Source organism: Amycolatopsis sp. Hca4 (assembly GCF_013364075.1).
In the GTDB taxonomy this organism is placed as follows: domain Bacteria; phylum Actinomycetota; class Actinomycetes; order Mycobacteriales; family Pseudonocardiaceae; genus Amycolatopsis.
On the sequence record NZ_CP054925.1, the window covers coordinates 3,298,383 to 3,309,617 of the forward strand.

Below are 11,235 nucleotides of genomic sequence, written 5' to 3' on the forward strand. Positions count from 1 at the left end.
CCCGCGGAATCAGCAGTAGTAGCCGTAGCAGGTGCTGACGGCCACCGCCGAGGCGATGATCACGATGATCGCCACGACGCAGCCGAGGCCGCCCAGGATGGTGGAAATCAGGCAGAGCGTCTTGGTGGTGCGGGAGGCCTGTTCGGCCATCTGGTAGTTGCCCTGCATCTTGTACGTGCCGACCTCGTTGGACTTCATGATCGCGAAGATGCCGAGGATCAGGCCGCCCAGGAAGAGCGAGGCGATCGCCCAGCCCTTGTAGTCCTTGATGGCGTTGATGTCACCGCCGCCGGGCATGCCGTAGCCGGGCGCGCCGAACGGCGGCTGGCCGTACGGCGCGGGCTGCCCGTACGGCGCCGGCTGCTGGCCGTAGGGCGCGGGCATGCCGCCGGACGGCGGGCCGTAGCCCGGCTGCTGCGGCTGCTGGCCGTAGGGCTGCTGCTGGCCGTAGGGATTGGTCATGACGTGGTACCCCAACTATTCGTGAACTTCCGCCGGGTGACTCCGGCGGTGGTGGTGCGGGAGGAACGGGGTCAGCGCTGCTCGTTCGGCGGCTGGCCGAACTGGCCCGGCTGGATCTTCTGGGTCGCCTCGGGCTCACCCGGGGTGGCGTCCGGCCGCAGCATCTGGGTGCGCTCGGCCTGCTCGTCGAAAGGACTTCCGGTGCCCGGGCGGAGCATCTGGGTCCGCTCGGCCTGCTCGTCGAAGGCGCTGCCACCCGGCGGCGGCGCGAGCGGCTGCTGCGCGAAGCCGCCCGGCTGCGGCGGCTGGGCACCGAACCCGCCGGGGGACGGCGGCTGGCCGAACCCACCCGGCTGCGGCTGGCCGAACCCGCCCGGGGCCGGCTGCTGCTCGAAGCCACCGGACTGCGGCTGCTGCGGGAAACCACCGGAAGCGGGCTGCTGCGGGAAACCACCGGAAGCGGGCTGCTGCGGGAAGCCGGCGGACGGCGGCTGGCCGAACTGGCCGGGCTGGCCCGCGGGCGGGTAGCCGCCGAACGCCTGCACGCCCTGCTGGCCGAGCGGCGCGGCCGCGTCGTCGGCGTTGACCACGACGGTGCCGATGATCTTGTCGGCCAGCGTCTGGCTCTTGTCGTCCCACAGCGGCCACAGCCAGCCGACGTAGCAGATGACGTTGTCGACGAAGTGGGCGAGGTCGCGCACGAACGCCATGCCGGGGCCGATCGGCTGCCCGGTGTCCTCGCGGACGAGCTTGATCTTCGCGATGCGCTTGCCGAGCGACTGGCCGGTGTTGCCCTGCTGGATCCACCGGTTGTAGACGCACCAGCCGATCCAGGCGAGCGAGCCGACCAGCGCCAGCACCGAGAAGGCGTTGCTCCCGATGATGGCGACGGGGATGAGGATCAGGTAGAGCAGGACGACCGGTCCCATGTCGACCAGCCAGCCGAGGGCGCGCTGACCCCAGCTCGCGTAGTTGCGCGGCGGACCGAAGGGGTTGCCCTGCTGGCCGAACGGTGCGGGCTGGCCGAACGGCGCCTGCTGGCCGTAAGGCGCTTGCCCCGGCTGCGGCTGCCCGAACGGCTGCTGGCCACCGGACGGCTGCCCGAACGACTGCTGACCGTAGGGATCGGTCATCGGTGTCTTCCCCTCGCTGGTCACTTCCCCGACACGCGGAACGGATCCGCCCTCGTCGGTCCGGTCCGCGGGAGCGTACTCGGTTCACCTCACGCCGCGCCGCCCAGGCTTCAGCTGTCCGGGTGAACCGCGCGACCCCTCCGACGCGGTGCGTACCCGCCCGGTTCCCGGCGGCCGCGATTCAGACGTGCAGGCCGGTGAACGGCGCGAACGGCAGGTTGCGGATGACGAACCAGACGACGAACACGACGGAAAACGCCAGTGGCGTCCAGCGCCAGTGCAGCCAGCTGTCCACGAAGCGCCCGCGCAGCCGGCCGACCGTCCACGCGATGATGCTCCACACCAGCAGCAGCACGGTCACGAACGACACGGCGTTGTAGTGCAGGGCCGCGGGGATGTCGCCGTGCATCAGGCTGTACGCCATCCGCATGCCGCCGCAGCCGGGGCAGTCGATGCCGAGCAGGGCCTTCGTCGGGCAGACGGGCAGGAACCCGCCCGGGGTCGTCGGGTCGCCGATCCAGACGGCCACGCAGCACGCGCCGAGCCCGGCGACGACGGCCATCGGCGCGCTGAGCGCCCGCAGCTTGGCCTTGGCGCCGCGGGCCGGGTATCCCGTGTAGACGGTCGTCGCGGTCATGACCGGCCGACCGAGAAGATGCCGATCCCCGCCAGCACGACGAAGAAGAGCACGTAGAGCAGCAGGATGACCCCGGTCGAGATGGCCGACCACATCGCCCACTTGCGGGCGTCGTCCGCGGCCTTCTGCGCCTCGGCGGGGAAGCCCTGGTACCACAGCGTGTGCACCTGGTTGGCCTTGACGATCGCGACGATCCCCAGGGGCAGGCAGCACAGCACGGTGCTCAGGATGGCCCACACGAGGTTGTTCTCCGGCGGCGGCCCGTAGTTCGGCTGCCGGTAGCCGTAGCCGTAGCCCGGCCCGCCCGGGGGCGGGTAGGGCGGCGGGTACTGGTCGGTCACCGGGATCCTCCTGCTGCTCGGCTACGTCAGTATGACGGCGTGCTGGTGCCGAAGGTGAAGGCACCCGCGATGAGCAGGATGATCCACAGCACGTTGACCACGACACCGGCGATGGCGGCGATGATCGCCCACTTCTTCGCGGCGTCGGCGGCTTCCTGCGCGGCGGCCGTCTGGCCCTGCGCCCACAGGCCGTTCACCTTCGCGGCCTGCACGATCGACACGATGCCGAACGGGAGGCAGCACAGGATCGTGGTCAGGATGGCCCACACGAGGTTGTTGCTCGGGGGCGGGCCGGGCTGGTAGCCACCCGGCTGCCCACCGGGGTAGTTCGGCTGCCCACCGGGGTAGTTCGGCTGGCCGCCGGGCTGGTTCGGCTGGTCGCCGGGGTAGTTGGGCATGCCCTGGCTGTCGGTCATCTTCGGTCGTTCCCCTTCGTCGAGCTCCACGGACGACCACCGGGTCCGCGGGCCGCCCCGACGGGCCGCGGTGTGGTCGAAGCCGCGACTGTAGGGGGAGAGATCATTGCGCGCCCCGCGTTTCGTCCCGCCGCGACCGAATCGAGACCAGGAATTCGGCCACCGCTCCCCCGGGCGGCAAAAAACCAGGTCAGAAGCCGAGCCGGCGTAACTGACGGGGGTCACGCTGCCACTCTTTGGCCACCTTGATGTGCAGGTCGAGGTAGACCTTCGAGCCGAGCAGCCGTTCGATGTTCCGGCGGGCGGTGGCTCCGACCTCGCGCAGCCGTTCGCCCTTGTGCCCCAGGATGATCCCCTTCTGGCTGGGCCGTTCCACGAAGAGGAACGCGTGCACGTCGATGAGGTCGTCGCGGCCTTCGCGGGGCAGCATCTCCTCGACCGTGACGGCGATCGAGTGCGGCAGCTCGTCGCGGACACCTTCCAGCGCCGCCTCGCGGATCAGCTCGGCGACCAGCGTCTGCTCGGGCTCGTCGGTGAGCTCGCCGCCCGGGTACAGCTGCGGGCCCTCGGGCAGCCGCTGGACCAGCAGGTCGGCCAGGGTGGAGACCTGGAAGCCGTCCACTGCGGACACCGGGACGAGCTCGGCGAAGTCCATCACTTGCTGCAGCGCCAGCAACTGTTCGGCGACCTGCTGCGGCTGGACGAGGTCGGTCTTGGTGACGATCCCGATGACCGGGGTCCGCTTGGCGATCTTCTGCAGCTCGTTGGCGATGAACTTGTCGCCGGGCCCGATCTTCTCGTTCGCCGGCACGCAGAAGCCGACGACGTCCACTTCGGACCACGTGGTGTGCACGATGTCGTTGAGCCGCTCGCCGAGCAGGGTGCGCGGGCGGTGCAGGCCCGGCGTGTCGATCAGGACGAGCTGGGCGTCCTCGCGGTGGACGATGCCGCGGATCGCGTGCCGGGTGGTCTGCGGCTTGCTGGAGGTGATCGCGACCTTGGTGCCGACGAGGGCGTTGGTCAGCGTGGACTTGCCGGCGTTGGGCCGGCCGACGAAGCAGGCGAAGCCGGAACGGTGCTCGGTCATCGCTCGAGCACCTCGAGGACCGTGCCGTCCGGGGCGGCCAGGATGATCGGCGCGTACTTCGCGATGTCGCGGACCGCGTGCACGGACGCGCCCTTGAGCAGCCCCTCTTCGCTGACGACGGCGGCGGCCTCGATGCCTTCGGCGCCGCTGGAGAGCGCGGCGGCGACCGCGGCCTGGAGCGCGGTGAGCTTGAACGACGGCTGGTCGACCGTGCCCGCGGCGTACGTGCGGCCGTCGGTGTCGCGGACCGCGGCGCCCTCGGGGGCCTGGATGCGGGCGCGCGAGGACCGGGCCAGCACGACGAGTTTCTGGTCCTCGGCCTCGAGGTCAGGCATGTTCGACGCTCCTGTCGCGTTCGTCGGGGTGGGGCAGGCGCGTGCGGCGGCGCGTCCGGTCGACGGGGTCCGTCATCGCCTCGGCGTCGGCCGGGTGCACGACCACGGAGGTGATCCGCATCCGGCCACGGCGGTCCTTGCCCCCTTCGGCGAACAGCCGAAGGCCGGCGACCTCGGCTTCGGCCCCCGGCAGCGGGACCCTACCCAGTCGTTCCGCGAGCAGCCCGCCCACGGTCTCCACGTCGTGGTCTTCGAGGTCGATGCCGAACAGTTCGCCCAGGTCGTCGACGGTCATCCGGGACGACACGCGCACCGCGCCGCCGTCCAGTTCCTCGACCTCGGGGCGTTCGTCGGCGTCGGACTCGTCGGTGATCTCGCCGACGATCTCCTCGAGGACGTCCTCGATGGTCAGCAGGCCCGCCGTGCCGCCGTACTCGTCGACGGCGATCGCCATGTGGTTGTGCGACCGCTGCATTTCCTTGAGCAGCTCGTCCAGGCGTTTCGAGTCGGGGACGAAGGACGCCGGGTTCATCACCGAGTCGACGACCGTGCTCGGCCCGTCGGGGTCGAGGTAGCCGGTCATCAGGTCCTTGATGTTGACGACGCCGACGATGTCGTCGACGGACTCGTCGATCACCGGCAGCCGGGTGAACCCGGTGCGCAGGGCGAGGGCGAGGGCCTGTCGGACGGTCTTGGTGCGCTCGATCCAGACGATCTCGGTGCGCGGCACCATCACCTCGCGGGCCACGGTGTCGCCGAGCTCGAACACCGAGTGGATCATCTCGCGCTCGGAGTCCTCGACGACGCCGCGTTCCTGGGCCATGTCGACGAGCTCGCGCAGCTCGACTTCGGAGGTGAACGGGCCTTCGCGGAAGCCCTGGCCGGGGGTGATGGCGTTACCGATGAGGATGAGCAGCCGGGACAGCGGGCCGAGGACGGAGCCGAGGACCCGGACGGGCCCGGCGACGTAGCGGCCGATCCGGTAGGGGTGCTGGCGGCCGAGGGTGCGGGGCCCGACGCCGATGAGGACGTAGCTGACGACGACCATCACGACCGCGGTGACCAGCACGGCGAGCCCGAGCGGCGCCAGGCGGGTGCCGACGAACACCGTGACCAGCACGGTCGCCGTCAGCTCGCAGCCGAGGCGGAGCAGGAGCAGCAGGTTGATGTGCCGTCGCCGCTCGGCGACGACGGCGGCGAGCTGGCTGGCGCCGGGCAGCCCGAGCCGGGCGAGGCCTTCGGCCCGGGCTTGCGAGACGGTGCTGATCGCGGCGTCCGCCGCCGCGAACACGCCCGCCAGGAGGACGAGCGCGATCGCGAAGAAGAGCTGTTCCATGGCTGGTGCCTAGGGCGTTTCCCCGGCGGGGGGTTCGGCGGCGGGGGCCTCGAGGCCGGCGATGCCGAGCACGCGGTCGTCGGTGCTGCGCTGGGCGTCCCGCTTGTCCAGGGCGGCGACGGCCTCCTGGTATTCGCCGAGGATGCGCTTCTGGAGGCCGAACATCTCGCGTTCCTCGGCGGGTTCGGCGTGGTCGTAGCCGAGGAGGTGGAGCACGCCGTGCACGGTGAGCAGGTGCAGCTCGTCGATCAGGGCGTGGCCCGCGGTCTTGGCCTGGTCCTTGGCGAACGCCGGGCAGAGCACGATGTCCCCGAGCAGTGCCGGTGACGCGTCGGGCGCGTCGGGGCGGCGGGAGGAGTCGAGCTCGTCCATCGGGAAGGCCATCACGTCGGTGGGGCCCGGGAGGTCCATCCAGCGTTCGTGCAGGTCTTCCATGACTTCGAGGGTGACGAGCAGGATGGACAGCTCGGCGAGCGGGCTGACTTCCATCTTGTCGAGGGCGTAGCGCGCGGCGGAGACGATGGACGTCTCGTCGACGTTGACGCCGGATTCGTTGGCGATCTCGATGCTCAACGCCGGTTGCCCTTCCAGCCGTCGTTCTGCTGGGCGTCCTGCACGGCCTGCCACTTCTCGTAGGCGTCGACGATGCTCGCGACGAGCCGGTGCCGGACGACGTCCTGGCTGGTCAGTTCGGCGAAGTGGAGGTCGTCGACGCCGGTGAGGATGTCACGCACGACGCGCAGGCCGCTGCGCTGCCCGCTGGGCAGGTCGACCTGGGTGATGTCGCCGGTGACGACGATCTTGGAGCCGAAGCCGAGCCGGGTGAGGAACATCTTCATCTGCTCGGGCGTGGTGTTCTGGGCCTCGTCGAGGATGATGAAGGCGTCGTTCAGCGTGCGGCCGCGCATGTAGGCCAGCGGCGCGATCTCGATGGTGCCCGCCTGCATGAGCCGCGGGATCGACTCGGGCTCGACCATGTCGTGCAGCGCGTCGTAGAGCGGCCGCAGGTAGGGGTCGATCTTCTCGTTGAGGGTGCCGGGCAGGTAGCCGAGGCGCTCGCCGGCTTCGACGGCCGGGCGGGTCAGCACGATCCGGGTGACCTGCTTGGCCTGGAGGGCCTGGACGGCTTTCGCCATGGCGAGGTAGGTCTTGCCGGTGCCGGCGGGGCCGATGCCGAAGACGACGGTGTGCTTGTCGATGGCGTCGACGTACCGCTTCTGGTTCAGCGTCTTGGGCCGGATGGTCTTGCCGCGCCGCGAGACGATGTTGAGGCTGAGCACCTCGGCGGGCGAGGCGTCCCCGGTGGAGAGCATGCCGACGGTGCGCCGGACGGTGTCGGGTCCGACCTGCTGGCCACCGGTGGCGAGCTGCACGAGCTCGGCGAAGACGCGTTCGGCGAACGCGACGTCGGCCGGTGTGCCGGTCAGGGTGACTTCGTTGCCGCGGACGTGCACGTCGGCGGCGAGGAGCTCCTCGGCGACCCGCAGGTTCTCGTCGCGCGAGCCGAGCAGGCTCAGCGCGGCGGCGTCGGGGATGGGAAAACGGGACTGCGCGGCCTGGACGGAGGCATCCTCGGTCTTGGCGACGTCCCCGGGGACGTCGGGTCGGGCGGCACCACCCGGTACGGTTCCGGCCACGTGGCCTCAGGCCTGCTTTCTCGGTGAGGGAGCTCGGACCCCACCGATGCTACTGGCACCCACCGACAAGACGCAGGCCGGTTTCCCTAGTCCTGCTCCGGGGCCCCGAACAGCCCCAGGGGCTCCCCGCCCAGGACGTGGGCGTGAACGTGGAAGACGGTCTGCCCGGCATCGGAGTCGGTGTTGAAGACAACCCGGTACCCGCTCTCGACGATCCCCTCGAGCTCGGCAACCTTGCGAGCGGTGGCAACGACATCACTCAGCAGCTGCGGATCCCCGGCAGCAAGCTCCGCAACGTTCCGGTACCGCTTCCGAGGAACGACGAGAACGTGCACGCGAGCCTGCGGCCGAATATCCCGAAAGGCAAAGGTGGCAGCATCCTGATAGACAACGTCAGCAGGGATCTCCCCACCGATGATCCGTTCGAACAGCGTGTCAGCCTCAGTTTCACTCATAGAGGCACCCTATCGACCCACACCAGCGAGAAGGCCGAAGGCCGCCGAGCAAGCAACACGCCCTCGACAACCCGACCACAGCGGAAGCCGCGGGGGGTCCGGGGGCTCGCCCCCGGCTGGGGGTCTGGGGGTTTGACCCCCAGAAAACACAACGAAACCAAAGCCGCGGCTCGACGCGAGCGAAGCGAGCAGGAGGTGCCGCGGCGGCGGTGAAGCCTGGGGGTCGCCTCACCGCGGCCGCGGCGGCCGCCGGACCGAGGGGGGAGGTGCCCGGCGGAGTCTTTCTTCCCAGTGCGCACCGAGCCGATGGTCGGTGCGTTAGTAAATGAGAGTAACGGGTCGGAGCGTGATCGCGCCATAACTGGGCGCAAAATTATGGCGTCGATTTTCGCCGTGGGCTACTGCCAACGGGTGGTGAGGGCGCCGAGGGCGCCCAGTGCCACGGCGGCCGCGGTGGAGGTCCGGAGCACCGTCGTCCCGAGCCGGACGGCCCGCGCGCCCGCGTCGCGAAGGACCCGGAGCTCCTCGTCGGTGATGCCGCCTTCGGGTCCCACGATCAGCAGGACGTCTCCCGCGTCGGGCAGTGCCAGGTCGGTGAGCCGGTCGGGGACGTCCGATTCCAGCACGATGGCCAGTGACATGGTGGCCACGAGCCCGGCCAGTTCCCCGGTGGTCGCCGGCTCGGTGACGTCGGGCACGTGGGCCCGCCGCGCTTGTTTCGCCGCCGCTCGGGCCGTGGCCCGCCACCGCGCGAGCGCCTTCTCCCCGCGGCCGCCGTCTTCCCACTTCGCGACGCTCCGCGAAGCCCGCCACGGGACGATCGCGTCGACCCCGGCTTCGGTGGCGAGCTCGACCGCGAGCTCGCCGCGATCGCCCTTGGCCAGCGCCTGGGCCACCAGGACCCGCAACGCGGGCGGCTCCTCGCTCCAGGCCGACTCGACCGACAGCGTCAGGAGCGGGTCCCGCCCGGCCTGGACGCTCTCGACGACGCAGCGGGCCATCGCGCCCGCCCCGTCGGACAGGACCAGCCGCTCGCCGGCGCGCAGGCGGCGGACCGTGGCCGCGTGCCGGGCCTCCTCGCCGTCGAGGACCGCGCGGCCCGAGGCGGGCACGGACGCGGCGAGGAAGACCGGCAGGGTGGTTTCGGGCACGTCAGCGGTGGTTCTTGGCGCGGAGCTTGGAGAACAGCCCGCCGTGCTTGGTGCCGTTGGACGCCAGCGTCGGGACCTCTTCGCCGCGCTGCTGGGCCAGCTCGACCAGCAGCTCGCGCTGGGCTTCGTCGAGCTTGGTCGGGACCACGACGTCGATGTGGACGTGCAGGTCGCCGCGGCCGTCGACGCGGCCGGAGGACCGCAGCCGCGGCATGCCCTTGCCGGTGAGGACGAGCTCGGCGTTGGGCTGGGTGCCCGGTTCGACGTCGAGCTCGTAGTCGCCGTCGACGAGGGTCGAGATGGGCACCGTGGCGCCGAGCGCGGCCGTGGTCATCGGGATGCGGAAGTTGCAGTGCAGGTCGTGGCCCTGCCGGACGAAGACCTCGTGCGGGGTCTCGTCGATCTCGACGTAGAGGTCGCCCGCCGGGCCGCCGCCGGGGCCGACCTCGCCCTGGCCGGAGAGCCGGATGCGCATGCCGTCGCCGACGCCCGGCGGGATCTTCGCCGTGACGTTGCGGCGGGCGCGGATCCGGCCGTCGCCGCCGCACTGGCGGCAAGGGTCGGGGATGACCTCGCCGAAGCCGCGGCAGACCGGGCAGGGGCGGGCGGTGACGACCTGGCCGAGGAACGACCGCTGGACGGACTGGACCTCGCCGGCGCCGCCGCAGGTGTCGCACGTCTTGACCGAGGTGCCCTCGGCCGTGCCGGCGCCGCGGCAGAGGTCGCAGACGATCGCGGTGTCGACGGCGATCTCCTTGTCGACCCCGGTCGCGCACTCCTCGAGGGTGAGGCCGAGCCGGATCAGCGCGTCGGAGCCGGGCTGGACGCGGCTGCGCGGGCCGCGCCCGCGCCCGCCGCCACCGCCGGCCGCGCCGAAGAAGGCGTCCATGATGTCGCCGAGGCCGCCGAAGCCGGCGAACGGGTCGCCACCGCCGCCGCGGGCGCCGCTGTCCATCGGGTCGCCGCCGAGGTCGACGATCTTGCGCTTCTGCGGGTCGGACAGCACCTCGTAGGCCGTCGTGACCTCGGCGAACTTGTGCTGGGCGTCGTCCGACGGGTTGACGTCGGGGTGCAGCTCCCGGGCCAGCTTCCGGTACGCGCGCTTGATCTCCTGATCGCTCGCGTTCTTGGCCACCCCGAGGATGCCGTAGTAGTCCCTCGCCACCGTCTCTGCTTCTCCTTCTGCTCTGCCCGGCTCAGCGGCCGGCCAGGATCTGCCCCACGTAGTTGGCGACCGCGCGCACCGCGGCGATCGTGCCCGGATAGTCCATCCGGGTCGGGCCGACGACTCCCATGCCACCGAGCACGACGTCGTCGCGGCCGTAGCCGATCGAGACGACCGAGGTGCTGCGCATCTGCTCGTCCTCATTTTCCTCACCGATGCGCACCGTGATCGCACCGGGGTTGCGCGCGGCGGCCAGCAGCTTGAGCACGACGACCTGTTCTTCGAGTGCTTCGAGGACCTGGCGCAGCGAGCCGGGGAAGTCGGCGACGTTGCGGGTGAGGTTGGCGGTGCCGCCGAGCACCAGCCGTTCCTCGGGGTGTTCGGCCAGCGACTCGACGAGCACGGTGGTGACGCGGATGAGCACGTCACGCAGCCCGCCGGGCGACTTCTCGGGCAGCTCGGCCACGCGGGCCGCGGCGTCGTTGAGCCGCCGTCCGGCCATGGCCGCGTTGAGCACGGTGCGCAGCCGGGCCACGTCCTCTTCGGTGATGACGTCGCCGAGGTCGACCGTGCGCTGGTCGACGCGCCCGTTGTCGGTGATCAGGACCAGCATCAGCCGCGCCGGGGTGAGCGGCACCACTTCGAGGTGCCGGACCTTGGCGTTGGTCAGCATCGGGTACTGGACGACGGCGACCTGGCGGGTGAGCTGCGCGAGCAGCCGCACCGAGCGCTTGAGGACGTCGTCGAGGTCGGTGCCGCTGTCGAGGAAGGTGGTGATGGCGCGGCGCTCGGCGGAGCTCAGCGGCTTGATCTCCGAAAGCCGGTCGACGAAGAGGCGGTAGCCCTTGTCGGTCGGGACCCGGCCGGCGCTGGTGTGCGGCTGGGTGATGTAACCCTCTTCTTCCAGCGTCGCCATGTCGTTGCGCACGGTGGCGCTCGACACACCCAGGTTGTGCCGCTCGACGATCGCCTTGGACCCGACCGGTTCCTGGTTGGACACGTAGTCGGCCACGATCGCGCGCAGCACTTCGAAGCGGCGCTCCTCCGCGTTGGCCACCGGTTCCTCACCTACCTCGCTCG

14 protein-coding genes are annotated in these 11,235 nt (G+C 70.9%); all 14 read right to left on the reverse strand.

Features of this window, described 5'->3' with window-relative positions; genetic code table 11:
• Positions 1 to 9: 9 nt before the first annotated feature.
• Positions 10 to 462 carry a CD225/dispanin family protein gene (locus tag HUT10_RS14535; protein ID WP_176171696.1) on the reverse strand — a complete coding sequence of 151 codons (453 nt, stop codon included), beginning with the start codon at positions 460 to 462 and terminating at the stop codon, positions 10 to 12.
• A gap of 71 nt (positions 463 to 533) precedes the next feature.
• On the reverse strand, positions 534 to 1,595 hold the full coding sequence (locus HUT10_RS14540) for an RDD family protein (protein WP_176171697.1): 1,062 nt from the start codon (positions 1,593 to 1,595) through the stop codon (positions 534 to 536).
• Between the two features lie 181 nt (positions 1,596 to 1,776).
• On the reverse strand, positions 1,777 to 2,232 hold the full coding sequence (locus HUT10_RS14545) for a DUF2752 domain-containing protein (protein ID WP_176171698.1): 456 nt from the start codon (positions 2,230 to 2,232) through the stop codon (positions 1,777 to 1,779).
• Entirely contained in the window at positions 2,229 to 2,573 is a 345-nt protein-coding gene (locus HUT10_RS14550) for a CD225/dispanin family protein (RefSeq protein ID WP_176171699.1), read from the reverse strand. Before HUT10_RS14550 ends, HUT10_RS14545 begins: the two co-directional genes overlap by 4 nt.
• A gap of 26 nt (positions 2,574 to 2,599) precedes the next feature.
• Complete coding sequence (locus HUT10_RS14555) at positions 2,600 to 2,989, reverse strand: CD225/dispanin family protein (RefSeq protein WP_176171700.1); 390 nt, start codon at positions 2,987 to 2,989, stop codon at positions 2,600 to 2,602.
• Between the two features lie 190 nt (positions 2,990 to 3,179).
• Positions 3,180 to 4,076 carry a GTPase Era gene (gene era, locus HUT10_RS14560; RefSeq protein WP_176171701.1) on the reverse strand — a complete coding sequence of 299 codons (897 nt, stop codon included), beginning with the start codon at positions 4,074 to 4,076 and terminating at the stop codon, positions 3,180 to 3,182.
• Positions 4,073 to 4,411: a cytidine deaminase gene (locus HUT10_RS14565; RefSeq protein WP_086679058.1), complete on the reverse strand. Its 339-nt coding sequence runs from the start codon at positions 4,409 to 4,411 to the stop codon at positions 4,073 to 4,075. Before HUT10_RS14565 ends, era begins: the two co-directional genes overlap by 4 nt.
• Positions 4,404 to 5,747, reverse strand: coding sequence for a hemolysin family protein (locus HUT10_RS14570; protein WP_176171702.1), 1,344 nt, complete (start codon positions 5,745 to 5,747; stop codon positions 4,404 to 4,406). The genes HUT10_RS14565 and HUT10_RS14570 overlap by 8 nt, the downstream gene beginning before the upstream one ends.
• Positions 5,748 to 5,756: 9 nt before the next feature.
• Entirely contained in the window at positions 5,757 to 6,320 is a 564-nt protein-coding gene (gene ybeY, locus HUT10_RS14575; protein WP_176171703.1) for an rRNA maturation RNase YbeY, read from the reverse strand.
• Positions 6,317 to 7,384 carry a PhoH family protein gene (locus tag HUT10_RS14580; protein ID WP_176171704.1) on the reverse strand — a complete coding sequence of 356 codons (1,068 nt, stop codon included), beginning with the start codon at positions 7,382 to 7,384 and terminating at the stop codon, positions 6,317 to 6,319. Before HUT10_RS14580 ends, ybeY begins: the two co-directional genes overlap by 4 nt.
• Positions 7,385 to 7,470: 86 nt before the next feature.
• Positions 7,471 to 7,839 carry a histidine triad nucleotide-binding protein gene (locus tag HUT10_RS14585; RefSeq protein ID WP_176171705.1) on the reverse strand — a complete coding sequence of 123 codons (369 nt, stop codon included), beginning with the start codon at positions 7,837 to 7,839 and terminating at the stop codon, positions 7,471 to 7,473.
• Between the two features lie 398 nt (positions 7,840 to 8,237).
• Positions 8,238 to 8,990: a 16S rRNA (uracil(1498)-N(3))-methyltransferase gene (locus HUT10_RS14590; protein WP_176171706.1), complete on the reverse strand. Its 753-nt coding sequence runs from the start codon at positions 8,988 to 8,990 to the stop codon at positions 8,238 to 8,240.
• A gap of 1 nt (position 8,991) precedes the next feature.
• Positions 8,992 to 10,155, reverse strand: coding sequence for a molecular chaperone DnaJ (gene dnaJ, locus HUT10_RS14595; protein ID WP_176171707.1), 1,164 nt, complete (start codon positions 10,153 to 10,155; stop codon positions 8,992 to 8,994).
• A 31-nt stretch (positions 10,156 to 10,186) separates the two neighbouring features.
• Positions 10,187 to 11,212, reverse strand: coding sequence for a heat-inducible transcriptional repressor HrcA (gene hrcA / locus HUT10_RS14600; RefSeq protein WP_176171708.1), 1,026 nt, complete (start codon positions 11,210 to 11,212; stop codon positions 10,187 to 10,189).
• Positions 11,213 to 11,235 lie beyond the last annotated feature (23 nt).